This is a genomic window from Peribacillus sp. FSL K6-1552 (assembly GCF_038005205.1).
Taxonomy (GTDB): Bacteria; Bacillota; Bacilli; order Bacillales; family DSM-1321; genus Peribacillus; species Peribacillus butanolivorans.
Genome location: NZ_JBBOST010000001.1, coordinates 5,800,423 through 5,826,473 on the forward strand (window position 1 = coordinate 5,800,423; position 26,051 = coordinate 5,826,473).

Here is a 26,051-nt window from a genome sequence, read left to right on the forward strand (position 1 = left end):
ACTAAACTAAATCTATTAAAAACCTTGTCCTTATCCGGGACCTTTTTTCATATTTTCCTACTGATTACACCGACCTATCGTCTTAGTCCAACAACGTTCACTATATATACCCTATTAAAAGGTCTAAACACCTAAATGTAAGCAAATTGTATCTATTATACTTTATCATTTTACAGGCATTAAATCACCTTTTTCCTATTATTCTCATCTATGTATGTAGCAGAAGAAGAAGTCTTCGAATATTTTTCGAAGACTTCTCTCAATTACTGACTTATATAATTTAGCGGATTTGCAAGAGACCCGTTTTTATATACTTCAAAGTGAAGGTGGACACCGGTGGAATGGCCTGTTGAGCCCATCATCCCAATTTTCATTCCTTTTCCAACCTTTTGTCCTGCTTTTACATCTATTGAATCTAAATGGGCATACAACGTTTTAAATCCATTATTATGATTGATTATTACCTTATTACCATAACCTCCGGAATCTCCTGCGAATTCGACTATTCCATGATCGGCTGCCGTGATGGTCCTTGTTGTTGGTCGGGCAATATCTATTCCTTTATGTAGTTTCCCCCAGCGCTGGCCCTGCTTACTGGAAATATAGCCCCCGTCTGCAGGCCACGAATAGGTGCCGCTTCCGTTTGAAGGAATGACCTTTGTTCCTTTTCTAGTGATCTCTGTGATCGCTTTTTCCGTAACTTCTTTTTTTACGATAGTTTCACTGATTTTTTTACCATTTGTTTCTTCAACTGTATAGGTGAATGACTGAACGCCATCGTTACCCTCTTGTTCAATAACGAGCTCATCCTTCAGAAGATCATCATCCTTTTTTACTTTCTTTTCAAAAGGAATCCCCTCTTCTTTCAAAACTTCTCTTTCTACCATTACGTTCACATAGGGTGTAGCTTGGGTCACATAGACGCTCTCACCTACTTTAAGCCCATTATCCTTATTAAGGTCCGGGTTTAGCTCCAACAGCTGAATTAGGTCCATATCATGCTTATTAGCGACCTCTTCAAGTTCCTCATCTTCCTTTACCTCATAGATAGCCTTTTCTTCTTTTCCTTCTTCTATCATGGAAAGGGTCTTGTTAACCGTCATAATCTTTTTAGGATCAACCGCGGTTTCATTAAACGTAATTGGATGCGAAAATTCGATATTTAGAATTCTGCTTCCTGGTTCTTTTAACGTTTCAACCGTATCCGATTCACTTTCTCTCTTGCTGGATTCATATTCAGCGTATTCTTCCTCATCTACATATAATAAGGTGATTTTTCTCACAACTTCCTCAGCATCTTCCTTAGAAGGAACATAAGCGACCACCTGATTATCAATGTTAATCTCATACGCGTCTGCCTTTACATCCAATTGATCGTCAATTTCCTTTAAGACTTGGTCCTCTTTTACTTCTTCACTAAATACTTCCTCGCCCACAAATGCTAACTGCGTCTCACTATCAAATGTATAGTCAGGATAATCCGCCTCTGCTTCTGCAACTTTATCCGCTACAATCTTTTCTATTTCCGCTTCATCCGTTACACTTCCCACGAATTCATTGTTGAGATAAACATGCTGAATGGTTTTAATTTCCGATACACCTGCTGCTGTTGCTCGATTTCCTGCAAGCAATAACATTAGGGATATAATGAACAGAAAGATTCCTTTATTTTTTGAGATAAACATATATTGTCCTCCTTAAACGGCCCAGTCACCAATTAAGAAACTAATCAAATTTATATGAGATATATTAGTTCAATTTCAATATTTCAATATTCACGCGTACATGACTAATTTCTATAACCATTTTTCCACTCATAACTCTATCATAATAATAAAAAAATCAAGAAATAGACTTCATAATGTAATAGAACTGTATAAATGGTGACAACAAGTACCAATAAATATGTTTTTAGAAAAGGTATCTTTCGAAATAAAAAAGGAGGTAGACGTAAGCCTGATAAGGAATAGCGAACCATTTATATAAATGGTTAAAATTGGATTGTTACAAATCAATAACAATCTATTAACAGGATTTATCCCGTTTGTAAATTAATATATAACAAAAAAAGCGTCCGAAAGGCGCTTTTCAAAAGGATGGCTCAGGACGGAATCGAACCGCCGACACAAGGATTTTCAGTCCTTTGCTCTACCGACTGAGCTACTGAGCCAAATATTCTATTTTAAATGAAAAAATCATAAAAAAAATAAAATGGCGGTCCCGACGGGAATCGAACCCGCGATCTCCTGCGTGACAGGCAGGCATGTTAACCGCTACACCACGGGACCAGCATATAAATTATATAAAGAAGTGACCCATACGGGATTCGAACCCGTGTTACCGCCGTGAAAGGGCGGTGTCTTAACCGCTTGACCAATGGGCCGGAAAAATGGTGAGCCATGAAGGATTCGAACCTTCGACCCTCTGATTAAAAGTCAGATGCTCTACCAACTGAGCTAATGGCTCGTTCTAATAAATTTTCGCCACATAATTTCCGGATTTTCTGTTTACCTTCTGTAAGATGTAAACTCCGCAACTCGCGCTACTTGTGGAAGCTTTGCTTGTTGCTCTACCGTGTTATTGGCTTGTTCTATTGTGACGACGCTTTTGATAATATCATAGTTTTTATTGTTTATGCAATAGTTTTTTAAAATAAAATTTATTTTATTTTATATTTTTTCCTTTTCACTACTGTTTTAAACAAAATTTATTTAAAAACATCATTTCCTTGTTAGTATCTCAGTACATATTGCTTAATCATATTTGTACAAACTGACATACTAGCCACACCACCAAGGAGTTAGATTTAAATAAAAAAGAAGCCGGCAAAAAAGCCAGCTCCTTTTTTCATGAATTACGCTAGACGCCAAGGGCTTCTTACGATGTTTGTTTGGTTACGGTCAGGACCGACAGAGAAAGTAGTCAAAGGAATGCCTACTAATTGAGATACGCGCTCTACATAGTGACGAGCGTTCTCTGGTAGTTCATCCAATGATTTGCATCCCGTGATGTCTTCTGGCCAGCCTGGCAGCTCTTCATAGACTGGTGTACATTCGCCAATCGCTTTCAAAGTCGCTGGAACCTCATGAATGATTTCGCCTTTGTATTCATAAGCCACACAAATTTTGACCGTATCAAGACCTGATAACACGTCAATGGAGTTTAAAGATAAATCGGTAATCCCGCTAACACGGCGTGCATGGCGAACAACAACAGCGTCAAACCAGCCCACACGGCGCGGTCTGCCTGTAGTAGTACCATATTCACGGCCTACTTCACGGATTTGATGACCGATTTCATCATGTAATTCTGTAGGGAAAGGGCCATCACCCACACGGCTTGTATATGCTTTACATACTCCAACCACATGGTTAATTTTCGTAGGTCCAACACCTGAACCAATCGTTACGCCGCCTGCAACTGGGTTAGATGAAGTAACAAATGGGTATGTTCCTTGATCGATATCAAGCATAACCCCTTGAGCCCCTTCAAATAATACGCGTTTTCCTTCATCAAGTGCGTCATTCAATACAACGGATGTATCGCAAACATATTTCTGCACTTGTTGTCCGTACTCATAGTATTCTTCTAAGATATCTTCGATTTTAAAACCTTCTGTTTCATAAAAACGTTCAAACATACGGTTTTTTTCGACAAGATTTTGGGACAATTTTTCTTCAAAAATTTCACGGTCCAAAAGATCTGCCATACGGATGCCGTTACGAGCAGCTTTGTCCATATAAGCAGGGCCGATTCCTTTTTTCGTCGTACCAATTTTATTAGCACCTTTACGATCTTCTTCAACTTCATCCAATTTAATATGGTAAGGAAGAATGACATGTGCACGGTTAGAGATACGAAGATTATCCGTGCTCACTCCGTGACTATGTAAATATGCAAGCTCTTCTACAAGCGCTTTTGGATCAACTACCATTCCATTTCCAATAACACAAATTTTATCACTATAAAAAATCCCTGACGGAATTAAATGCAGTTTATAAGTAACACCGTTAAATTTAATCGTATGCCCTGCATTATTCCCACCTTGATAACGAGCAATGGCTTCCGCATTCTGGGATAGAAAATCTGTTATTTTACCTTTACCTTCGTCTCCCCATTGTGTACCGACTACTACAACTGATGACATCTGAATAAAGCACCTCCAAAGGATCACGTAATACCGGTTATTAACCGGTTCTTATCAAACAAACCTATTTTATCAATAATTCAAAGAGGAAGTCAATACAAAATCCGAACATTATATAAATTAATAAATAATTCGTTCGTAAATATGCATTTTACCTACTTTCCTACAGTATAAATATAAGGTATTAACCTTCTGTAGCGTTTTTTCATACTGATAATTCTGAAAAATAAAAAGATTACCACTTGGTAATAATCGGGTTTTACTCTTATCTTTTTACTGATAGGGAATGAAGCAACTAAGATGAAAATAGCGTTTTTAAGGTATTTATAGCGGCTTTTTTTCTCATTTCGATTTAGATTATTCTCTTCAATATTTCAATATCATTTATTTTACCCATGGAAATCCTTTATTATTTACGATGGCTTTTCTTTTTTATCATTTTCTCCATAAAAACAGCCCGCCACTTCAAAAGTGGCGGGCCGTTTTCTATGAATAACATTAAATCTATTTAAGCCCCGGGAGACATCGAGTCATCATCGAAGCGCCGTTCCAGGTTAACGAATTTATTGTATTCTTTAACGAATGCAAGCGAAACCGTCCCAACAGGGCCATTACGCTGTTTGGCAATAATGATTTCGATAATATTTTTATTCTCGGATTCTTTATCATAATAATCATCACGATATAAGAATGCCACGATATCAGCATCTTGCTCAATACTCCCTGATTCCCGGATATCTGACATCATGGGGCGCTTGTCTTGGCGCTGCTCCACTCCACGGGAGAGCTGGGAAAGGGCGATAACAGGTACTTGTAGTTCACGAGCAAGCGCTTTGAGTGAACGAGAAATTTCCGATACTTCTTGCTGACGATTGTCGCCTGAACGGCCATCTCCTTGAATCAATTGAAGGTAATCAATCAATATCATGCCAAGTCCATGTTCCTGCTTCAAACGACGGCATTTTGAACGAATTTCACCAATTCGGACTCCTGGCGTATCATCAATATAAATACCGGCATTCGACAAGCTTCCCATCGCCATTGTTAGCTTGCGCCAGTCCTCATCCGTTAAGGAGCCTGTCCGCAAATTTTGAGCGTTAATGTTTCCTTCCGCGCAAAGCATACGCATAACAAGCTGCTCGGCACCCATCTCAAGACTAAAAATCGCAACGTTCTCTTCTGTTTTCGTTGCAACATTTTGAGCGATGTTCAAAGCAAAAGCGGTCTTACCGACAGAGGGACGAGCACCCACGATAATAAGGTCATTACGTTGAAAACCTGCTGTCATTCGGTCCAGTTCAGCAAATCCGGTCGGAATTCCTGTGACATCACCTTTACGGGTGGTCAATACCTCGATATTATCGTAAGTCCGTACTAATACATCCTTAATGTTTTGAAAAGACCCGGAATTTTTCCGCTGGGCTACTTCCATGATCGTTTTTTCTGCTTCCCCGAGCAGCTCCTCGACCTCATCCTCGCGGCTATATCCTTCCTGAGCAATATTCGTTGCTGTCCTGATCAATCGACGTAGTAACGACTTCTCTTCTACGATGCGGGCATAATATTCAATATTGGCTGCGGTAGGTACCGACCCGGCCAATTCACTTAAATATGAAACCCCACCCACTTCTTCAAGGTTCTTTGCAGCGGCTAGTTCTTCAGTCACCGTAATCAAATCGACAGCTTTTCCTTCGTCATTCAACTTGATCATCACATTAAAGATTTTTTGATGCGAGCTTCTGTAGAAATCCTCTGGAATCAAAACTTCCGATGTAACAGTTAGTGAAGAAGGCTCTAGAAAAATGGCCCCTAGCACAGCTTGTTCTGCTTCTATATTTTGAGGGGGAACTCTATCTTGAAATTGTTCTATCAAATCTTAAAACCTCCCATTCTAAGAGGATACTTTTTGCTTATTTATATGTTTCTAGTTAAAAAGAAAAAAGTGAAAGGACAACATGCCCAATCACATTTTTTTCGTCTATCTCTATTTTATCAATTTTTCACAGATATGAAACCACTAAAATTAGTTAATTTCTTTCACTTGCACTGTGAGTGTTGCTGTAACCTCAGGATGCAGCTTTACAGGGAGCTTCGTATGTCCTAAAGAACGAATTCCGTCAGCAAGCTCCATTTTACGTTTATCAATCTTGATGCCATGTTTTTTCTGAAGCTCTGAGGCAATTTGTTTCGTCGTGATAGAACCGAATAAACGCCCGCCTTCTCCAGCTTTAGCAGATAATTCAACAGTTAACTTCTCCAATTGTACTTTCAGTTCTTCTGCATGTTGAAGTTCTTCGGCAGCAAGCGATTCTTCTTTATTCTTCTGAGCTTCCAAAGTTTTCACATTTGTATTATTTGCTTCTACAGCCAATCCTTGTTTAATCAGGAAATTATGTGCATAACCATCTGCGACATTTTTGACTTCCCCTTTTTTTCCTTTACCTTTAACATCTTTTAGAAATATAACTCTCATTCTTTTTGTCCCCCTTCTAAATAATCATCAATTGCTGCTTTTAATCGACTTTCGGCTTCTTCAATGGAACATGCCTGTTGAGTAGCGGCATTTGTTAAATGTCCGCCTCCATTCAACATTTCCATTATCACCTGGACATTGATATCACCGAGAGAACGTGCACTTATGCCAACTGTATCATCAGATCTCTTAGCCATTACAAAGGAAGCGACAACGCCGTCCATAGCCAAAAGCGTGTCGGCTGCCTGAGCAATGAGCACCTGATTATGGACCTGATCAGTTTTTGCCGAAGCAATTGCAATACCCTTTTTATAAAAGACAACCTCTTCAATCAGCTTCGACCGTTTAATATAGGTGTCTACGTCTTCCTTTAAGAATTTCTGAACAAGTACCGTATCTGCTCCATGAGCCCTTAAATAAGAGGCTGCATCGAATGTTCGTGAACCAGTTCTTAAAGTAAAACTTTTCGTATCGACAATAATCCCGGCAAGCAGTGCCGTAGACTCAAGCATATCAATTTTGCTGCGTTTTGGCTGATATTCAAGCAGTTCAGTTACAAGTTCAGCTGTTGAGGATGCATATGGCTCCATATAAACGAGCAATGAGTTTTTGATAAACTCCTCACCTCGGCGATGGTGGTCAATGACAACTACCTTATCAATCCTATTTAATAATCGCTCTTCAATCACCATTGAAGGTTTATGCGTATCAACTACAACGAGCAACGTTTCATCCGTAATCATTTCAAATGCTTCTTCGGGAGTTATAAACCGTGCATACAAGTCCTCTTTATTTTTAATTTCTTCCATTAAACGAAGGACACTGCTATCAAGTTGCTGTGTGTTTATGACAATATATCCGTCACGTTCATTCATTTGAGCCACTTTTAAAATACCGATGGCTGAACCTATTGCATCCATATCCGGATTTTTATGGCCCATGACAATGACTTTATCGCTATCCAAGACTATATCCTTTAATGCATGCGAAATGACGCGTGCGCGGACCCTCGTGCGTTTTTCCATTGGATTGGTTTTACCACCATAAAATTTCACTTTTCCGTTTGCCTGCTTAATAGCAACTTGATCTCCGCCCCGCCCCAAAGCTAGATCTAAGCTAGACTGGGCAAGTGATCCCAGTTCCGGTAGGGAAGATACAGCCGAGCCAACCCCAATGCTCAAGGTCAGTGGTACATTTTGCTTGGCTGTCGTTTCCCTAATTTCATCTAAAATAGTGAATTTACCCTTTTCAAGTTGATGAAGGATATGCTCATTAAAAACAGCGATAAATCGTTCCGAGGAAACCCGTTTAAAGAAAACGCCATTATCCCTTGCCCATTTATCAAGAAGTGAGGTAACCAAACTGTTTATACTACTTTTACGCTGATCATCCATTCCCTGCGTCAAATCATCATAATTATCAAGCAGAATAATGGCGATTGCTGTCCGCTCATCTTCGTATAATTTTTCAATTTCAACTTGCTCTGTTACATCAAAAAAGTAAAGAAGTCGTTCCTCACGCTTATGGACCACTTTAAATTTCCGGTCATGGAGTGTAAGCGTCTCTGTCTCAATCTCTTGCTTAATTAACGGTACAATCGAATCAGCGACATCGTAGAGAGATCTTCCTGCCAATGAATCTTCACTAAAACATGAAGCCAGAAATGGATTGGTCCATTCAATGTAAAAATCGTCATTAAAGAGCATAATCCCAATTGGCATTTCCAGTAACGCTTCTTCACCCACCTTCTTTAGACGGTAGGATAACGTTGTTATATATTCTTCTGTCTTACGCTGTTTTTTTTCTTCCACTTTTAATGTTAAATAAAATAAACCAGCAAGAATCAATAATCCAACAAGTGCAACAACCCAATTATAATAAGCCAGTACGCCCAAAAGTAACAAGCCTGCAGCCAGCACCCCATATAACGGGGACTTAATCGAGTACTCTTTCAAATAAGATGGCATAGTTTCAGCTCCTAAAAGCATCTGTTTTACAAGGACTATTCCTTTTTCTTGATTGTCTCCCTAAAAGGAAATCCTAAATCTATTATACCTAAAAATCGAATGATGGTTATGAAAATCGGATGTAAAAGCGAAGCAACCACGATTAAAATAGGTATAGCTTTAGTCCAAGACTTCACATGACTGATATAAAATACCAGCGAATATCCTTGTATCAAAATGAAAAACTGCAGGATAAAAAATAGGTTTGTTATGGCCATATATACAAAACTATTCTTGTCCGTATTCACAAAAAGAGCCAGAAGCATCGTAATTAAATAATACCATAAAAGGCTTTTCGGGAGTCGCAGATCTCGAAAATGGGGCCACTTTAAAGTTTTATCGCTGAACCTCTTCAAAATAGGATGGGCCGCAAAGAAAATCAGTAAAACCATGATGACAGAAGTGACAACGAACAAACTTGGCATAAGCGTGTTCAGCAAATCTATTGATTCATGCATTCTCTTTTCGATTTGCTCTGTCGATGCCTGATCAAAGGATTCCATGATCACAACAGAAGAATCAATGGACTCCTCAAGCATGACCATCGATTTTTCTATGTAGTTTACATCGAATACTAATACCGAGGCCGCATATATTAATAATGTACCCCCTAGGAATACAAGGACAGCGCTTATAAACATAGGTGCCATTGGTTTATCTTTTTTCAAAAAATAACCAATGGTAATACCCGTTGCCCCCATAAGTAAGGTCATCGGCACGGATAATATCGTCGCAATAAGTATCGACAATAACGAAGCAACAAATAAATACCCCAGAGCCCATGATATCTTTTGTTTATTTGTCACCAGAATGAAAGGAATTGGTAAAAAGAAAAGAGTGAAGATGCCCACTATTGGAATATGAACTGTGATGAACAATAAAATGCAATATAGTGCCAAAAGGGCCCCGCCCTCAGCAATTCGTCTCCCGCTATTCAATTATTTTCACCCCCCGTTTTTTATAAAACTAAAAATAATGTCTCCAGTCTCTATCTTTATATTGTATCCGTTAAGCATAGGATATTTCAAACATCACAATCTTTTTTCATGATATAGAATTTTTTCTTTGGAAAGAGACTATTTTCGTTTATAAAAATTCCTTCAAAAAACAAAAAAAACCGCATTTTAGCGGATTTTTAATAAAAGGGCTATTTTTATACGTCACTCCTATTGCATAAAAAAAAGCACATTAAGGACTGCTCCTCAATGTGCCTATTTATTATTCACCAGATACATATGGTAGTAATGCCATAGTACGTGAGCGTTTAATAGCAATCGTTAATTTACGTTGATATTTAGCGCTTGTGCCAGTTACACGACGTGGTAAAATTTTACCGCGTTCTGAGACGAATTTTTTAAGAAGATCTGTATCTTTGTAATCAATTTTAGTGATTCCGTTAGATGTGAAATAACAAACCTTTTTACGCTTACCGCGTCCTTTACGTCCACCCATTGCCATAATAAATTTCCCTCCCTGCTTGTTGAATTTTCATTTTAAACGGTTGTTTAAAACGGAAGATCATCATCTGAAATGTCGATTGTTTTACCGTCATTTGCAAATGGATCATCATCTACACGAGTGTAGTTATTATTGCTCCGTTGATTCTGATTAGGATTTTGTCCATACGAATTGTTGTCATTTCCGTTATTATTGTTGCTATAACTTTTTTGACCTCCACCGTAAGAACCGCCTTCATTTCTTTCACCCGCTGAACTGCTTCGTGGTTCAAGGAATTGAACGCTCTCAGCCAGAATCTCCGTCACATATACTCGTTTGCCGTCTTGTCCTTCATAATTACGTGTTTGGACACGTCCATCCACGCCAGCTAAACTACCTTTTTTCAAGAAGTTAGCTACATTTTCTGCCGGTTTACGCCAAACTACACAGTTAATGAAATCTGCTTCACGTTCACCCGACTGATTCGTAAAACCACGGTTCACAGCCAAAGTAAAGGTAGCCACAGGAACTCCATTAGGTGTATATCGTAATTCAGGATCTTTAGTTAAGCGTCCTACCAAAACTACGCGATTCATCATCAGAATCAACCCCTAGGTTTCAAACTTGTTTCACGTGAAACAAGATTAGAATTTATATTAAATATCGGATTATACTTCTTCTCTAGTAGCCATGTGGCGAATAATGTCTTCACTGATTTTAGCAAGACGATCGAATTCTAGAATCGCAGCACTTTCAGCGTTAACTTTAAGAAGCATGTAGTAACCATCACGGAAATCATTGATTTCGTATGCAAGACGGCGTTTACCCCATTCTTTTGCTTCTACTTCCGCACCATTATCAGAAAGGATTGTGTTGAAACGTTCAACTAAAGCTTTTTTAGCTTCTTCCTCAATGTTTGGACGGATGATATACATAATTTCGTATTTTCTCATCACTGTCACCTCCTTTTGGTCTAAGCGGCCCAATTGGGCAAGGAGCAATTATTTATAATTACTCACAAGAAGAAATTATAGCATAGTTAATGGGGCTTTGCAACGAACGGTTAGACTTATTACAATTTATTGAAATCAAATGTTATAGACTTAAACTATACCGAGAAAAAAGACTCTACAGATTGGGTCTGTAGAGTCTCTCTATGCCTTATACGTTAAAACGGAAATGGATTACGTCGCCGTCGTTAACGATATATTCTTTACCTTCTAATCGTACTTTGCCCGCGTCCTTTGCAGCGCTATGGCTTCCTGCCTCAAGTAGGTCATTATACGAAACGATTTCGGCACGGATGAAACCGCGTTCGAAGTCTGTGTGAATGACACCTGCACATTGAGGCGCTTTCATACCTTTACGGAACGTCCAAGCACGTACTTCCTGAACTCCAGCTGTAAAGTATGTTGCCAACCCGAGCAGGTTGTATGAAGCACGGATCAATTGATCAAGACCGGATTCCTCGATGCCGAGTTCAGATAGGAACATTTCCTTTTCTTCACCTTCAAGCTCCGCAATTTCTTCTTCAATTTTTGCACAAATTACGATAACTTCTGCGTTTTCTTTCGCAGCATATTCACGAACTTGTTGAACATATTCATTATCAGCAGCATTAGCCACTTCATCCTCACTTACATTCGCTACATAAAGAGTCGGCTTCGCTGTAAGCAAGTGCATGCCCTTCACGATTTTTTGCTGTTCTTCAGTAAATTCAACTGAACGAGCTGGTTTTTCTTCTTCCAATGCTTCTTTCAAAGCGACAAGGATTTCATGCTCAGCCACTGCACCTTTATCTTTCTGCTTGGCCATTTTTCCAACGCGGTCGATTCGTTTATCAACAGATTCCAAATCAGCAAGAATCAATTCAAGATTGATGACTTCGATATCATCTATTGGATTTACTTTTCCAGAAACGTGAGTAATGTTATCGTCAGAGAAGCAACGAACGACTTGACAAATTGCATCAACTTGACGAATATGAGAAAGGAATTTATTCCCAAGCCCTTCCCCTTTACTAGCTCCTTTTACAATCCCAGCAATATCCGTGAATTCAAACGCCGTTGGCACTGTCTTTTTCGGCTTCACCAATTCAGTCAATTTTTGCAAACGATGATCAGGCACTTCTACAATCCCGACGTTTGGATCAATTGTACAAAAAGGATAGTTGGCAGATTCCGCACCTGCCTGAGTTATTGCATTAAATAAAGTGGATTTACCTACGTTAGGCAAACCAACTATACCAGCTGTTAAAGCCATTTATATTTCACTCCTTCAAGATAATTCGTACATATGGAAAAAGATAAATCTTCTATAAAGACAATCTAATTACCTAAACCTTTCCCAATTATAGATTTCACTTCCTAAAAAGACAAGTAAATCATTGAGATAGTAGAACCGCTTTCTCTCCATGAAAAAAGCATGATCAATCCTCATGCTTTAGTAGAACTTTTTTCATTTTCTTTGCAAATTCACGTCGAGGCAACATCACGCTATGACCGCAGCCTTCACATTTTATCCGGATATCCATACCCAGCCGGATAATTCTCCACTTATTCACTCCACATGGATGTGGTTTTTTCATTTCGACAATATCTTTAAGTGCAAATTCTTTTTCATCCATAACCATGAGCCCCCTAGTTCCTACGACTCGCTGCCTTTGTATGTAGATGTAATTCCACTTAAATCCAGAGCAGCACTTATTTCTTTTCTTAATATTCTACTAATTTCGACATGATGCATTGGCTTTGTTTCAGCTGTAACTCGAAGGACGATTTCATCAGGACCTATTGTTTCAATTCCTAAAAATTCAGGTGCTTTAATTAAGGATTCATATTTACCTTCCATACTGCTTAAAAGATCGACCAGCACTTTTTCAGCAAGTTCGACTGATCCATCATTAGGTATGGTCACATCAACAACAGCCTTACTGTTTAAAATAGAATAATTTGTAACTTGGATAATACTGCCGTTAGGTATGAAGTGCAATTCTCCTGCACTACTTTTAATTTTCGTTGTACGAAGCCCAATTTCAATGACTTCCCCTTCAAAATTATTAATTTTAATATAATCCCCAACCGAGAAATGATCTTCAAAAATCACAAAAAATCCTGTGATGATATCCTTGACTAAACTTTGAGCACCAAACCCAATCGCCAAACCGATTACACCAGCACCTGCGAGTAATGGCATTACATGAAGTCCAAAAATTTCAAGTATCATCATCAAGGCAATGAAATTAATAACATAGGTAATGATATTTTCCAGCAGCTTAATGAGTGTCGCTTCCCTACGCTCTGAAACTCGAATAGGACTTCTTAAACGAGCCTTGAAAAATTTATTTAAAATGGTCTTTCCTATTGTAATAATAATACGCGATAACAACAGAACAAGGAAGATTTTAATAATTCCCTCCCCCATCAGTAGCCATACTTTTTCATCCAATAATTCTTTTGTAACGTTATTATAAATGCTATCCATCTTTTCCTCCTGCCTATTGCAAAATCCTGCAAAACTTTTAGATTCCCTATGACCTTCCTATTTTGGACGTATTCCATCTACCCCTCAAGCCGAAAGATAACCCTAAATAAGAAGTTTTCTCTATTTTATCAATAAATATGGGTTTCTGTACAAAAAAAATATGGGTATATAGGTAAGATAATTAGAAGTTTTTTCTATTTCCATGAATGATTTTTTGCTAGAGAGTATATATAACGACAATTGGTAGAGGAAGAAGCATCTTACTATTTCCCCTTCCCCCGTTTGCGTGTTCTTATCAAATAAATCCCCCACCAATTTTACATTAAATACCGTATATTTTTCCTTTTTTATCCGTATACTGTAATACCAAACGAAGTAAAGGAGTTGAGCCGATGAATCTGAATTCTAGTCTATTTAATAATAATAAAAATAGATTGAGCCGCATCCTACATGAAGATACAGATGCATCTAAACAAATTTCCCAAGAATTAATCAACCTTCTTCCAACTGGAAAGCTTCAACCTATCGTAATTGTCTGTATTGGCACAGACCGTTCTACTGGCGATTCCCTCGGTCCACTTGTCGGCACTCTGCTTAATGAAAAAACAGAAGACGGTGCCTCTTCCTTCCATGTTTATGGAACTCTCGATAATCCTATACATGCTATGAATTTACAGGAAAAATTAAGTGAAATTAATAAAATCCATACCAATCCCTTTATCGTCGGAATCGATGCTTGCTTAGGAAAATTGAAAAGCGTCGGCATTGTTCAAATTGGCCAAGGTCCGGTGAAACCTGGCGCTGGAGTCAATAAAGATCTACCTTCTGTTGGCAATGCCCATATTACTGGAATCGTGAATGTCAGTGGATTCATGGAGTTTATGGTCCTACAAAATACTCGTCTTAATCTAGTCTTAAAAATGGCCAAAACCATTGCAGAGGGTATTTATGAAGCACAAAATCATTATCCAGTAAAACCAACTTTCACTCCATTCTCCTGGTCATTCAAACAGGAAAAAACCCTGTAATTCTAATGTTCCTGAAAAGTTTGGCCGAGTATAAAAATAAGGAAGGGGTTCACCCCTTCCTTATTTTTATACATAATACATGATTGTAACTAGAATTGCTGTAATCATTATTCCTGGAAGCAGGTTAGCCACCCTGATTTTGGTGACACCGATAATATTCAAGCCAATCGCTAAAATCATGACTCCTCCAGTTGCTGTCATTTCAAGAATGAAGGAATCCATTAACGCAGTTGGGATCAAAGTATTAATTTGCCTTGAAAAAATGGCAATGAATCCTTCATAAAGAATGATAGGGAATGCTGAAAAAAGTACACCAATGCCAAGAGTACTGGACAGAACTAGCGCTGTAAACCCATCAATAATCGATTTTGTTATTAAAACATCATGATCATTACGGATCCCACTATCCAAGGCACCGATAATGGCCATCGCTCCAATGCAAAATATGAGCGTGGCTGTTACGAATCCCTGTGATATCGAAGTTCCTTTTTTCGCTTTCATCCGACGTTCAATCCAATTGCCTAAAGAATTAAGCCTGGCTTCAAGATTCATCCATTCTCCAAGCACAGCGCCTCCCACAATACTTATAATGACCATGATAAAATTATCACTTTTAAAACCCATCTGCAATCCTAAGACAATAACGGTCAAACCGATACCACTCATAACCGTTTCTTTTATCTTCTCAGGTATATGCTGTAAAAACATTCCCAAAATTGACCCGATTAAAATACAAGCCCCATTCACAAAAGTCCCCAATAAAACCAACTTATTCACCTAATTCTCTACAGTAAGATCCCCTGTTGCATATCTACATTCAAAAATCATCTCTCAAAGAAGGGACTAAGAGGAAAGGTTTTCTTGATCAATCAAGTCTAATATTCTCTCTAAATCTTCTTTTGAAAAGAATTCGATTTCTATTTTCCCTTTTTTCTTGCTTTGTTTAATAGTCACGCTTGTTCCTAGTCTTTCACGTAGACTTGACTCCCGCTGCTTTATAAATATATCTTTTTTCACTTGTTTCGCAGGTTTAGTTTCACGTGAAACCGTATCATTTAATTGATGAATATATTGCTCTAGCTTTCGGACATTCATTCCTTCTTTGAGAATTTTGTCTATAACTGGCTGAAGCAACTCTTTTTTCTTTAATCCTAGTAACGCACGACCATGCCCCATAGAAATTTCACCTTCAGAGATATAACTCCTTATCTTTTCAGGCAAAGATAGTAATCGAACATAGTTAGCAATATGCGGCCGACTTTTCCCCAAGCGAATAGCCAACTGTTCTTGAGTAATTTCTAATTTTTCAAGCAGGGTTTGATAAGCAGCCGCTTCCTCGATTGGGTTTAAATCTTCCCGTTGAAGGTTTTCCAAAATGGCCAGTTCCATCATCTGTTGTTCATTCAGTTCTCTCACAACAACCGGTACTGTCTTTAAACCAGCTTCTTTTGCGGCACGATAACGTCTCTCCCCAGCCACAATTTCATAGCCTTTAATACTTTTCCGGGCAATAACCGGCTGTAATATCCCATGCTCTATGATTGATTGCTTAAGTTCTTCTATCGCTTCAGGTCGAAAACTTTTCCGGGGCTGATAAGGATTTGGCCTTAATTCCCTCAATTTAATTTCCCGCACGATTTCATCTTTACTGATTTCCCCATTGTTGAATAGTGCGTTTAGTCCTTTGCCAAGTCCCTTAGCCATTTGACACCACTTCCTTTGCCAGTTCTAGATAGACCTCCGCTCCTCGTGACTTTGGATCATAAATAATTATCGGTTCTCCATGGCTCGGCGCTTCACTCAATCGGACATTACGTGGAATGATGGTTTGATAAACTTTATCCTGAAAGTATTTTTTGACTTCCTCAATAACTTGAAGACCCAAATTTGTTCTAGCATCCAACATCGTCAATAGCACACCTTCGATTTTCAAATCATGGTTTAAATGCTTTTGCACGAGACGGACCGTATTTAAGAGCTGACTTAAGCCCTCCAATGCATAATATTCGCATTGTACAGGAATTAAAACAGCATCAGCAGCTGTTAATGCATTTAGGGTAAGCAGTCCTAATGATGGTGGACAATCGATTACAATGTAATCATACTGACTCTGCACCTCTTCTAACGCCCTTTTTAAACGTACTTCCCGAGAGATGGTTGGAACAAGTTCTATTTCAGCACCTGCAAGTTGAATTGTCGCAGGTATAATATATAAGTTTTCAACCTTTGTTTCCAAGATAACGGTACTGGCTTCGACATCATCAACCAATACATCATAAATACATTGTTCTACATCTGCTTTATCAATACCTGCACCGCTTGTCGCATTTCCCTGCGGATCGATATCGACCAATAAGACTTTCTGTCCTATGTATGCAAGACAAGCACTAAGGCTGACAGAAGTTGTCGTTTTTCCAACACCGCCTTTTTGATTGGCAATGGCGAGAATCTTACCCACGAATTCACCTGCTTTCAACGATCTTTATACTCTATATCTAAATGCATTTACCGTAATTTTCTTTCTTTCTATTTTATCATGAATAAACCTGGAAGAAATCGTTTTCTGAAATTCCTCTTAAAATTTGGAATTTCCCTAAAAATGACCAAAAGATGCTGTTGAAAAGAGAGAATAAAAAAAGCTTGGTAATCGAAGACTACCAAGCGGGGGCTAAGGAAAAGGGGATCAAGTTTTCTTCTTAGGAATTTTAATCGTAAATTGATAATATTCCTCGAATTCCTCTTCCTCTGCATCCAAATTTATTCCATTGTCTGTTACCATATTCAACGATTGACGGATGGTATTTACCGCAATCCTCATGTCTTTACTAAACGCCTTTCGTTTTGGCTTCGGCTTAAGTACCGTTCCGGTGAGGAGCTTGACGACCCGCTCTTCTGTCTGCTTAACGTTATAGCCTTTTTCGATGATTTCCAAAAGTAGTTTGATCTGCTTTTCCGGACTTTTTAAAGGAATTAACGAGCGGGCATGACGTTCCGTAATTTGCTTTTGAAGAAGTGCATCTTGGACCTCCTTCGGCAGCTTAAGCAGCCGAAGCTTATTCGCCACGGTAGATTGGCCAATTCCGAGTCTTTGTGCCAGAGCTTCTTGAGTTAAACTATGAAGCTCTAATAGTTTCCCATAAGCTAATGCTTCTTCAATCGGTGTCAGCTCTTCACGCTGAAGGTTTTCTATCAGCGCAACTGAAGCCGTTTCTGTATCCGTAAAATCCTTAACAATAGCCGGTGCCAATTCCCAACCAAGCTTTTGCATAGCACGAAAACGACGCTCGCCTGCAATGATTTCGTATTGCCCCTGACCATACGCCCTTACTACAATCGGTTGAATGATTCCGTGTGTATGAATCGTTTGAGCCAATTCTGCAATTTTATCGTCATTAAAAACGGTCCTTGGTTGAAATCGATTAGGCACAATATCAGAAATGGAAATTTTTCTTATTTCTTCGTTATTATTGCTAGGTGTCTCCATCTCTAGTTGCTGTTCTTCTTTTTCGCCAAACCCAAAGAACCGCGAAAAAGGATGCTTCATCTTCCTACACCACCTTTTAAAACTCCCAAATAACATATTCTCTATTGAAAGGACAAGTCCTGCATACATTTCCCGACATGGTTATACATATGGTCCATCGTTGTAAAAAACATGTCGACTGTCGTCATTAAAGCAATAATGAGGCCTAGACGCCCAGATATTATAGATATCTGCCGGCTTGCCCGAGATTATTTCCCTGATTTTTCAAAAAGATAAAACTCCGACTTTCTCGCTCTGTAGGAAAACGAGGCATATGGTTGTAAAGAACACTTTGTCGGATATTCTCCTTCAGGTTTACTTATACATTTTTAAATGGATAAAAAAATCCTACATTTATAGTAAAAGAAAATTAGAACAAGTGCTAGCCAAAATCTATCTATCAGCCACAATGAATAGAAAGCCTCATAGTAAAAGGATTATTCAATGGGCTGTTTATTTGGTGTACCAGGTTTTCTAGGGTATTTTTTAGGAGTCTTCTTTACTTTTTTTACCGTAATGATGTTTCTTTCACTATTTTCTTCGGGCAATGTGAAGGGATAAATTTCTTCAATTTTTCCGCCTAATGTAAAAATCGCCTTCTTGCCTGTATCCATTTCATCTTGTGCACTTGCCGCTTTCATGGCAATGAACGTCCCATCCGGTTTGACAAGCGGCAAACAAAGCTCACTTAAGACAGACATCCTCGCTACCGCTCTTGCCATAACAATATCATAGGATTCACGATGCTCTGGTTTTTGAGCGAAGGTTTCCGCCCGGTCATGGTAAAAGGAAACGCCCTTTAATTGTAACTCATCAGCAAGATGATTTAAAAAGGAGATTCGCTTATTCAAAGAATCCACGATAGATACGTGGATATTTGGGAAACAAATTTTCAAAGGAATGCTCGGAAATCCAGCTCCTGCTCCAACATCGCAAATCTGATAAGGCTTGTTAAAATCGAAATAGAAAGCTGCACTGATTGAATCATAAAAATGCTTTAAATAAACTTCTTCTTTATTCGTGATGGCGGTTAGGTTCATCTTTTCGTTCCATTCCACCAATAATCGATAATAGGTGTCAAACTGTTCAAGCTGACGAGGAGAAAGCTCGATACCCTTCTCCTGTAGTGCTTGTTGAAATTGTTCAATGTTCATGAATTCTTCAATCCTTTTCGGGTATTTCCGTTACTGAGAAACTCTGGCAATCTTACCTTGTTCCAAATAAACAAGCAAAATGGAGACATCAGCAGGATTTACACCGGAAATTCGTGAAGCCTGAGCTACTGATAGCGGATGGACCTGTTTTAATTTTTGACGTGCTTCCGTTGCAAGACCGGAGATGGCATCATAGTCGATGTTCTCTGGAATTTTTTTATTCTCCATTTTTTTCAGACGATCGACCTGTTGCAGAGATTTTTCAATATATCCCTCATATTTAATCTGGATTTCGACTTGTTCCGTCACTTCGTCGCTTAGTTCGACATCACTTGGAGCCAGCTTCTGAATATGAGAATAATCCATTTCAGGACGTTTCAATAAATCAGACGCACGAATTCCATCCTTCAACTCACTGCCACCACTTGTAATAATAACGTCTTGCACTTCTTGCGTTGGTTTAATGAAGGTTGATTTCAGTCGTTCTTTTTCTACTTCAACTGCTTCCTTTTTCAAAAGAAAACGTTTGTAGCGGTCTTCTTTGATCATTCCAATATTGAAACCAATTTCCGTTAAACGTAAATCCGCATTGTCATGACGCAACAGTAAACGATATTCTGCACGTGAAGTCAGCAAGCGGTATGGTTCATTCGTACCTTTCGTAACAAGATCATCAATTAAAACTCCAATATAGGCATCCGAACGGCTTAAGATCAGTTCTTCTTTTCCTATCGCATTCAATCCTGCATTAATACCAGCCATCAACCCTTGGCCCGCCGCTTCTTCGTAGCCGGACGTTCCGTTAATTTGGCCTGCTGTATACAAGTTTTTAACTTTTTTCGTTTCTAGTGTAGGCCAAAGCTGTGTAGGAACGATTGCATCATATTCAATTGCATATCCCGCACGCATCATTTCCGCCTTCTCAAGCCCTGGAACCGTTTGAAGGATTTTCACTTGTACATCTTCAGGTAGACTTGTTGACAGCCCTTGCACATAAACTTCCTTTGTATTGCGCCCTTCAGGTTCAAGGAAAATTTGATGGCGCGGTTTATCATTAAAACGTACGACCTTATCTTCTATTGATGGGCAATAGCGTGGTCCAGTTCCCTTAATCATCCCAGAATACATCGGTGAACGGTGTAAATTCTCATCGATGAGCTGGTGTGTTCCCTCATTCGTGTATGTTAACCAGCATGGCAATTGGTCAGTGATGAATTTCGTTGTTTCATAAGAAAAAGCACGTGGGACTTCATCACCAGGCTGTATTTCTGTTTTGCTGTAGTCAATAGATGAACTATTGACGCGAGGAGGTGTTCCTGTTTTAAAACGAACTAAATCAAATCCTAATTGCTCCAAATGTTCAGAAAGTCTGATGGAAGGCTGCTGATTGTTAGGACCGCTTGAATATTTTAGTTCCCCTAAAATAATTTCTCCACGTAAATATGTTCCTGTCGTGATTACGACAGTTTTCGCACGATACACTGCACCTGTTTTAGTAATGACACCCGTACAAACATCATTTTCAACAATTAATTCCTCAACCATTCCTTGAATTAATGTCAAATTTTCTTGATCTTCTATCGTCTTTTTCATTTCTTGCTGATAGAGATATTTATCAGCCTGTGCCCTCAACGCACGGACTGCCGGACCTTTAGCTGTATTCAACATCCTCATTTGAATATGGGTTTTATCAATATTTTTCCCCATTTCACCGCCTAAAGCGTCAATTTCTCTGACAACTATCCCTTTTGCCGGTCCGCCAATAGACGGATTGCATGGCATAAAGGCGACCATATCTAAATTAATGGTAACCATCAAAGTTTTAGCTCCAACTCTTGCAGATGCAAGGCCTGCTTCACTACCAGCATGTCCAGCTCCAATAACAATAACATCATAGCTTCCTGCTTCGTATTGCATGTTTTCTCCTCCTTTTACTGTTATTTTCCTAAACAAAATTGCGAGAACAATTGGTTGATCAAATTATCCTGAACACTTTCACCAATGACTTCGCCGAGAAGCTCCCAGGCCTTTGTGAAATCAATTTGAACTAAGTCAATCGGCGTCCCCATGTCAATCGCTTCAATTGCATCCTCAATTGACTGCAATGCTTGACTAAGTAAGGCTATATGACGAGCATTCGAAACATAGGTTAAGTCTCCTGATTCTAAAGAACCCTCAAAGAATAAAGAAGCAATCGCATCTTCCAACTCATTGACTCCTTGATCCTCAAGTAAAGACGTAGAAACAATTTTATGCGATGCTGCCATTTCCTTAACCTGATCCAAATTGATTTTTTGCGGAAGATCAGTTTTATTGATAATAACGATAACATCCATTCCTTTAACGGCCTGGAATAGTTTTTCATCTTCAGGTGTAAAGTCATCGGAATAGTTTAAGACAAGTAATATTAAATCTGCCTCTTTTAATACCGCACGAGAGCGTTCAACACCAATTCGTTCAACAATGTCCTCTGTTTCCCGAATCCCTGCTGTATCGACAAGTTTAAGCGGTACTCCGCGAACATTGACATATTCCTCAATTACATCACGTGTTGTGCCGGGAATATCAGTAACAATGGCCTTATTTTCATGAACTAAGCTGTTAAGCAAAGAAGATTTTCCGACATTTGGGCGTCCGATGATAACCGTCGCCAGCCCATCCCGCAGAATTTTCCCTTGCTGTGCAGTATGCAGGAGTTTCTCTATCTCCGTCTTCACATAGCTGCCTTTTTCCAAAAATAAACGATGTGTCATTTCTTCGACATCATCATATTCCGGGTAATCTATGTTTACCTCGACTTGTGCGAGGGTCTGTAAAATTTCCTGACGTAACTTTTGAATTAATTTCGAAAGCCGCCCTTCCATTTGCCCTAAGGCTACATTCATCGCTTTATCTGTTTTTGCCCGAATTAAATCCATAACAGCTTCTGCTTGGGAAAGATCAATCCTTCCATTCAAAAAAGCTCGTTTCGTAAATTCACCAGGTTCTGCTAAACGAGCTCCCTGTGAGAGGATAAGCTGTAATACCCGATTGACCGAAACGATCCCGCCATGACAATTTATTTCGACTACATCTTCTCTTGTAAATGTCTTTGGACCTTTCATAACAGAAACCATAACTTCTTCTATGATTTCACCTGTTTTCGGTTGAGTTAAGTGTCCGTAATGAATCGTATGTGATTTCACTTCGAGCAAACTTTTCCCGCCTGGTCCTTTAAAGATTCTATCGGCTATTTCTATGGCCTCATCACCGCTGATTCTTACGATGGCAATTGCCCCTTCCCCTAAGGGAGTAGAGATAGCGGTGATTGTATCGAATTCCATGCTTTCACCTCTTATATATTGATGTTTCTATATTTTTCCCATAATAAAATCGTCGAATTCCCTAAATAACTACAATACCACAGTATATTCATGAAAAAAAGTAGATACTCCTTCCTTTCAAGAGTTATCCACATGCATTAAAACCCATATTCTGTATCACTTATTTTAACTTATCCACATGTGAATAACAAATATAGCCTGCTTTCCTTCTTGCTCTTTTCTTAACTCTTTACTAATTACGAATGGTCAAAACAGAAACATGTCGAATATTGTTGAATTTTTATTTATTTTTAAAGAATTCAACAGACAACCAAAAAAAGAACCTCCGCTTAATAGCAGAAGGTTCATCTGATTGGAGTAATGACCAAATGGCGATATGGCTCTGTACCATTGGAATTTGTTTTGATTTTTGGGTAATGCAGTAGAGCATTATGAATGACCTTCCGTTCAAAGGATGGCATCGGCTCTAGTGAAACAGATTTACCAGTTTTTATTGCTTTATTTGCCATTCTATCAGCCAATTGGATTAAAGTATCATTGCGGCGATTTCGATAATCTTCTGCATCTACAGTTACATTCAAAAACTGCTTCGAATAGCGATTTGCAACCAGCTGCGTTAAATACTGAAGGGAATTTAATGTTTGCCCCCGTTTTCCAATTAATAAAGCAATCTTTTCACCTGATAAATGAAACGTTACATTCTTACCTTGACGACGGACATCAATTTCTGCATTAACTCCCATGTTTTCACTGACATTCTTCAAAAATTTCAGTGACTCTTCAATAGGGTCGGCTGGCAAAGTCACATGGACGATTGCCTTCCTTGCACCAAATAAACCAAAAAAACCTTTTTTGCCTTCATCTTCAATTTCAATCTCCACGCGATCCCTAGTGCTGTTCAGTTGAGCTAAAGCTAAATTTACTGCTTCTTCGACAGATTGTCCTGCAGCAGTTACTTTTTTCACTTTTTCTTTGCTCCTCCCGCGTTTTCCGCAGCTGCTTTTCTAAGATCTGGACCTTTAATGAAATACGTTTGAACGATACCGAAAATGTTACCTACTACCCAGTAAAGTGAAAGAGCAGCGGGAAATTTAATTGCAAAAACAACAATCATAATTGGCATGATGTAAAGCATCATTGTCATTTGTGCTGCCATTTGTGGATTAGAGTTCATTCCAACCATGGATAATTTTTGCTGAATAAAAGTCGTAATACCTGCAACAACCGGTAAAATATAATACGGATCCGGGGAACCTAAATCAAACCAAAGAAAGCTATGAAGAGCAATTTCTTCCGTACGGCTGATAGCATGGTAAAAACCGATCAAAATCGGCATTTGCACCAATATTGGTAAACATCCCGCCAATGGATTCACATTATATTTTGAAAATAAAGCCATCGTTTCTTGCTGTAGTTTTTGTTGTGTGGCAGCATCTTTTGAGCTGTATTTTGCTTGAAGTTCTTTCATCTCAGGCTGAATGGCCTGCATTGCTTTCGAGCTTTTCACCTGTTTGATCATAAGTGGAAGTAATGCTAAGCGAATGATTAAGGTAACACCGATAATCCCGAGACCATAGTTTTCCCCGAATGCTTCAGAGAGCCAAATAATCAGAGCTGATAATGGATAGACAATGTATTGATTCCAGAACCCTTCACTTTCTGCAGTTATAGGTTCTTTAATTTCCGTACACCCTGCTAACAACATCATTATAGAAGCTAGTCCAATAATGAGTAATATTCGTTTTTTCAACCGTAATTTCCTCCTAACTGCAATCAATCTTTTTTGAAACAACTTTGAACTGTTTACAAGCAGACTTCAAGGAAAAGTAATCCACTTTTTGTACAGTCCAATAAGGAATTTTCTATGTTATTTTTCTCAATGTTACGACATTATCTGAGGAGTACTTAGTTTTCGATATAAAGGAGAACTTTATTGTTTTTTCATTATAAAGTTTAGTGATTTAGAACGTTTTAGGACATGGATCAAGCTGCTTTTCACTTGGAAAAAATCCATTTCCGCCGCTGGCTTTCGAGCAATCACAATATAATCCTTACCATCTTCTATATCATCTTTCAATTCCAAAAACGCTTGCCGTATGTATCTTTTAATCTGATTCCGAACAACGGCATTCCCGATTTTTTTACTGACAGAAAGGCCTATCCGGAAATAATCCTGTTCGGGCTTTTCAAGGACATAGACAACGAATTGCCGATTAGCAGAGGATTCGCCCTTTTTAAACACAAGCTGAAACTCGTCCTCTTTCTTAATCCTTAACTTTTTTTTCATCTTTACACCTTCATTAAATGAATTGAGTCTCAGTAAATCCCTTATTTTGCGAAAAAAGACCACTGAGACTTTTCAGTGGTCTATGCAGATAATACTTTTCTGCCCTTACGGCGACGTGCAGCAATTACTCTACGTCCGTTTTTCGTGCTCATACGTGCACGGAAACCGTGAACTTTACTATGCTTACGATTATTCGGTTGATAAGTTCTTTTCATTATATGACACCTCCCTGAGGAATAACAGTTAAAGACAGTCTTTACAATTATATAGATGATGGTTTCTACTTGTCAACCTCATCCAAAAAAATATTTCTTTTTATGCTCAATGTCCAGTAGGTCTTTTTTTACTACCTAGCCTATTGTAAATGATTTTGCCTCGAACTGATATAGAAATTTTTGGTGAGAGGGAAATTTCCATGAATTTTTCCCTTAAACACATTTAAGCGGATCTCTTAGTTTATACGCTCCACTCTGAAAAGGAATCAGCAAAAATATAGGGAAGGCCTGGTTGTTTTTAAATGAACCATTGGGTTTGTCAGGAATAGGTTTTAATTTGATAGCTATAACAACATGTTTTTATGTCCTATTCGTTTTAAAGAAGCAGAGAAATAAATTTATATAATTCGTGCCAAAACTTCAGTCTGTGGATAAAATTCGACATGATTTTTCCTATCCACAACCTGTTTTATAGACTTTTGCACATAACAATAGCCTGTGGAAAAGTTTTTCCCACAGGCTCGGTAAGTTGTGGATAAAGTTTTCTAACCCATTGCAAGACGCCTGAATTTCTGATATTATATTTGTGTTTTCACTCTGAATAACTTTATCAACAGGTAAGGTTTATCCACAGACTGTGCATAACATGTGGATAGCTTATTCGACCTGTGTATATTAATCTGTCCACAGACGGTGGATATTGTCGAAAACCCTTTTTTCTTCTTTATTATATATTTCTCCAAATACCTGTTGATGAATAATCATCCAAACCTACATCACCTTACAAGATGTAGTCTGTACAAAGGTTGTACAGCGCAAGATATAGTAATAGGGACATCACATTACAGAACACTCCCTTATACAGCTCACCGAACCTTTGCTGTCAAAATTTATATTAAGATGGCAATCGATGAGTTTATTTGTGCCTATACATTTTAGATATTATTAAAAATATTTTGCAAAGGAGGGATAAGT

The 26,051-nt window shown here is 38.6% G+C and carries 24 protein-coding genes and 4 tRNA genes; 1 reads left to right on the plus strand and 27 read right to left on the minus strand.

The features are described 5' to 3' along the window. Positions 1–263 precede the first annotated feature (263 nt). The 16 genes from NST21_RS27835 to NST21_RS27910 form a co-directional block, all read right to left on the minus strand. The gene (locus tag NST21_RS27835; protein ID WP_340892414.1) at positions 264–1,685 is read right to left on the minus strand and encodes a M23 family metallopeptidase; all 1,422 of its coding nucleotides are present in this window, start codon (positions 1,683–1,685) and stop codon (positions 264–266) included. 412 nt (positions 1,686–2,097) lie between these two features. Beyond that, positions 2,098–2,170: transfer RNA gene (locus tag NST21_RS27840), tRNA-Phe, on the minus strand. 42 nt (positions 2,171–2,212) lie between these two features. Next, positions 2,213–2,288: transfer RNA gene (locus tag NST21_RS27845), tRNA-Asp, on the minus strand. A 23-nt stretch (positions 2,289–2,311) separates the two neighbouring features. Beyond that, positions 2,312–2,383: transfer RNA gene (locus NST21_RS27850), tRNA-Glu, on the minus strand. A 7-nt stretch (positions 2,384–2,390) separates the two neighbouring features. Further along, positions 2,391–2,466: transfer RNA gene (locus NST21_RS27855), tRNA-Lys, on the minus strand. Positions 2,467–2,854: 388 nt separating this feature from the next. Next, positions 2,855–4,147 (minus strand): adenylosuccinate synthase, encoded by a 1,293-nt coding sequence (locus NST21_RS27860; protein ID WP_053348328.1) that lies wholly within the window; start codon positions 4,145–4,147, stop codon positions 2,855–2,857. Between the two features lie 508 nt (positions 4,148–4,655). Further along, positions 4,656–6,020, minus strand: coding sequence for a replicative DNA helicase (gene dnaB / locus NST21_RS27865; protein ID WP_053348327.1), 1,365 nt, complete (start codon positions 6,018–6,020; stop codon positions 4,656–4,658). A gap of 150 nt (positions 6,021–6,170) precedes the next feature. Further along, a complete protein-coding gene (rplI, locus tag NST21_RS27870; RefSeq protein WP_098177048.1) occupies positions 6,171–6,620 on the minus strand; it encodes a 50S ribosomal protein L9 in 450 nt (149 codons plus the stop codon). Next, positions 6,617–8,587, minus strand: coding sequence for a DHH family phosphoesterase (locus tag NST21_RS27875; RefSeq protein WP_340892417.1), 1,971 nt, complete (start codon positions 8,585–8,587; stop codon positions 6,617–6,619). Before NST21_RS27875 ends, rplI begins: the two co-directional genes overlap by 4 nt. A gap of 35 nt (positions 8,588–8,622) precedes the next feature. Next, positions 8,623–9,564 (minus strand): YybS family protein, encoded by a 942-nt coding sequence (locus tag NST21_RS27880; RefSeq protein WP_340892418.1) that lies wholly within the window; start codon positions 9,562–9,564, stop codon positions 8,623–8,625. Between the two features lie 280 nt (positions 9,565–9,844). After that, positions 9,845–10,084 carry a 30S ribosomal protein S18 gene (rpsR, locus tag NST21_RS27885; RefSeq protein WP_053348323.1) on the minus strand — a complete coding sequence of 80 codons (240 nt, stop codon included), beginning with the start codon at positions 10,082–10,084 and terminating at the stop codon, positions 9,845–9,847. A gap of 47 nt (positions 10,085–10,131) precedes the next feature. Beyond that, positions 10,132–10,662 (minus strand): single-stranded DNA-binding protein, encoded by a 531-nt coding sequence (gene ssb / locus NST21_RS27890; RefSeq protein ID WP_056521980.1) that lies wholly within the window; start codon positions 10,660–10,662, stop codon positions 10,132–10,134. 69 nt (positions 10,663–10,731) lie between these two features. Further along, on the minus strand, positions 10,732–11,016 hold the full coding sequence (rpsF, locus tag NST21_RS27895) for a 30S ribosomal protein S6 (protein WP_056521977.1): 285 nt from the start codon (positions 11,014–11,016) through the stop codon (positions 10,732–10,734). Positions 11,017–11,224: 208 nt separating this feature from the next. Then, a complete protein-coding gene (gene ychF, locus NST21_RS27900) occupies positions 11,225–12,325 on the minus strand; it encodes a redox-regulated ATPase YchF (RefSeq protein WP_053348320.1) in 1,101 nt (366 codons plus the stop codon). Between the two features lie 166 nt (positions 12,326–12,491). Continuing rightward, positions 12,492–12,689, minus strand: coding sequence for a DUF951 domain-containing protein (locus tag NST21_RS27905; protein WP_098177045.1), 198 nt, complete (start codon positions 12,687–12,689; stop codon positions 12,492–12,494). Between the two features lie 20 nt (positions 12,690–12,709). Then, positions 12,710–13,546, minus strand: coding sequence for a mechanosensitive ion channel family protein (locus tag NST21_RS27910; protein WP_340892421.1), 837 nt, complete (start codon positions 13,544–13,546; stop codon positions 12,710–12,712). A gap of 392 nt (positions 13,547–13,938) precedes the next feature. On the opposite strand from NST21_RS27910, the gene yyaC reads away from it, so the two are divergent. After that, positions 13,939–14,574 carry a spore protease YyaC gene (gene yyaC / locus NST21_RS27915; protein WP_340892422.1) on the plus strand — a complete coding sequence of 212 codons (636 nt, stop codon included), beginning with the start codon at positions 13,939–13,941 and terminating at the stop codon, positions 14,572–14,574. A 66-nt stretch (positions 14,575–14,640) separates the two neighbouring features. On the opposite strand, the gene NST21_RS27920 is transcribed toward yyaC, so the two are convergent. The 11 genes from NST21_RS27920 to rpmH all read right to left on the minus strand — a co-directional run bounded on the left by NST21_RS27920 (position 14,641) and on the right by rpmH (position 25,076). Continuing rightward, positions 14,641–15,342, minus strand: a complete 702-nt coding sequence (locus NST21_RS27920; RefSeq protein ID WP_201250190.1) for a DUF554 domain-containing protein — start codon at positions 15,340–15,342, stop codon at positions 14,641–14,643. Between the two features lie 75 nt (positions 15,343–15,417). Next, positions 15,418–16,278, minus strand: coding sequence for a ParB/RepB/Spo0J family partition protein (locus tag NST21_RS27925; protein WP_340892424.1), 861 nt, complete (start codon positions 16,276–16,278; stop codon positions 15,418–15,420). Continuing rightward, complete coding sequence (locus NST21_RS27930) at positions 16,271–17,032, minus strand: ParA family protein (protein ID WP_056522133.1); 762 nt, start codon at positions 17,030–17,032, stop codon at positions 16,271–16,273. Before NST21_RS27930 ends, NST21_RS27925 begins: the two co-directional genes overlap by 8 nt. 225 nt (positions 17,033–17,257) lie before the next feature. Then, positions 17,258–18,118 carry a nucleoid occlusion protein gene (noc, locus tag NST21_RS27935; RefSeq protein ID WP_340892425.1) on the minus strand — a complete coding sequence of 287 codons (861 nt, stop codon included), beginning with the start codon at positions 18,116–18,118 and terminating at the stop codon, positions 17,258–17,260. A gap of 416 nt (positions 18,119–18,534) precedes the next feature. After that, on the minus strand, positions 18,535–19,251 hold the full coding sequence (rsmG, locus tag NST21_RS27940) for a 16S rRNA (guanine(527)-N(7))-methyltransferase RsmG (RefSeq protein ID WP_056521964.1): 717 nt from the start codon (positions 19,249–19,251) through the stop codon (positions 18,535–18,537). Between the two features lie 30 nt (positions 19,252–19,281). Then, positions 19,282–21,168, minus strand: a complete 1,887-nt coding sequence (gene mnmG / locus NST21_RS27945; protein WP_340892426.1) for a tRNA uridine-5-carboxymethylaminomethyl(34) synthesis enzyme MnmG — start codon at positions 21,166–21,168, stop codon at positions 19,282–19,284. A gap of 20 nt (positions 21,169–21,188) precedes the next feature. Then, a complete protein-coding gene (gene mnmE, locus NST21_RS27950) occupies positions 21,189–22,574 on the minus strand; it encodes a tRNA uridine-5-carboxymethylaminomethyl(34) synthesis GTPase MnmE (protein WP_340892427.1) in 1,386 nt (461 codons plus the stop codon). Between the two features lie 344 nt (positions 22,575–22,918). Beyond that, positions 22,919–23,539, minus strand: a complete 621-nt coding sequence (gene jag / locus NST21_RS27955) for an RNA-binding cell elongation regulator Jag/EloR (RefSeq protein ID WP_340892428.1) — start codon at positions 23,537–23,539, stop codon at positions 22,919–22,921. Further along, positions 23,536–24,324, minus strand: a complete 789-nt coding sequence (gene spoIIIJ / locus NST21_RS27960; protein ID WP_053348309.1) for a YidC family membrane integrase SpoIIIJ — start codon at positions 24,322–24,324, stop codon at positions 23,536–23,538. Before spoIIIJ ends, jag begins: the two co-directional genes overlap by 4 nt. 180 nt (positions 24,325–24,504) lie before the next feature. Then, entirely contained in the window at positions 24,505–24,861 is a 357-nt protein-coding gene (rnpA, locus tag NST21_RS27965) for a ribonuclease P protein component (RefSeq protein WP_340892429.1), read from the minus strand. 80 nt (positions 24,862–24,941) lie between these two features. Beyond that, a complete protein-coding gene (gene rpmH, locus NST21_RS27970) occupies positions 24,942–25,076 on the minus strand; it encodes a 50S ribosomal protein L34 (protein ID WP_034316183.1) in 135 nt (44 codons plus the stop codon). Positions 25,077–26,051: the final 975 nt, after the last annotated feature.

Bases quoted from the DNA above. Each gene is read 5' to 3' on its own strand.
- rpsR (WP_053348323.1), bottom strand. From the start codon at position 10,084: ATGGCAATGGGTGGACGTAAAGGACGCGGTAAGCGTAAAAAGGTTTGT.
- ychF (WP_053348320.1), bottom strand. From the start codon at position 12,325: ATGGCTTTAACAGCTGGTATAGTTGGTTTGCCTAACGTAGGTAAATCC.
- rpsF (WP_056521977.1), bottom strand. From the start codon at position 11,016: ATGAGAAAATACGAAATTATGTATATCATCCGTCCAAACATTGAGGAA.
- NST21_RS27925 (WP_340892424.1), bottom strand. From the start codon at position 16,278: ATGGCTAAGGGACTTGGCAAAGGACTAAACGCACTATTCAACAATGGG.
- yyaC (WP_340892422.1), top strand. From the start codon at position 13,939: ATGAATCTGAATTCTAGTCTATTTAATAATAATAAAAATAGATTGAGC.
- noc (WP_340892425.1), bottom strand. From the start codon at position 18,118: ATGAAGCATCCTTTTTCGCGGTTCTTTGGGTTTGGCGAAAAAGAAGAA.
- NST21_RS27860 (WP_053348328.1), bottom strand. From the start codon at position 4,147: ATGTCATCAGTTGTAGTAGTCGGTACACAATGGGGAGACGAAGGTAAA.
- rsmG (WP_056521964.1), bottom strand. From the start codon at position 19,251: ATGAACATTGAACAATTTCAACAAGCACTACAGGAGAAGGGTATCGAG.
- mnmG (WP_340892426.1), bottom strand. From the start codon at position 21,168: ATGCAATACGAAGCAGGAAGCTATGATGTTATTGTTATTGGAGCTGGA.
- NST21_RS27875 (WP_340892417.1), bottom strand. From the start codon at position 8,587: ATGCCATCTTATTTGAAAGAGTACTCGATTAAGTCCCCGTTATATGGG.
- rnpA (WP_340892429.1), bottom strand. From the start codon at position 24,861: ATGAAAAAAAAGTTAAGGATTAAGAAAGAGGACGAGTTTCAGCTTGTG.
- rplI (WP_098177048.1), bottom strand. From the start codon at position 6,620: ATGAGAGTTATATTTCTAAAAGATGTTAAAGGTAAAGGAAAAAAAGGG.
- mnmE (WP_340892427.1), bottom strand. From the start codon at position 22,574: ATGGAATTCGATACAATCACCGCTATCTCTACTCCCTTAGGGGAAGGG.
- NST21_RS27835 (WP_340892414.1), bottom strand. From the start codon at position 1,685: ATGTTTATCTCAAAAAATAAAGGAATCTTTCTGTTCATTATATCCCTA.
- ssb (WP_056521980.1), bottom strand. From the start codon at position 10,662: ATGATGAATCGCGTAGTTTTGGTAGGACGCTTAACTAAAGATCCTGAA.
- NST21_RS27910 (WP_340892421.1), bottom strand. From the start codon at position 13,546: ATGGATAGCATTTATAATAACGTTACAAAAGAATTATTGGATGAAAAA.
- NST21_RS27905 (WP_098177045.1), bottom strand. From the start codon at position 12,689: ATGGATGAAAAAGAATTTGCACTTAAAGATATTGTCGAAATGAAAAAA.
- rpmH (WP_034316183.1), bottom strand. From the start codon at position 25,076: ATGAAAAGAACTTATCAACCGAATAATCGTAAGCATAGTAAAGTTCAC.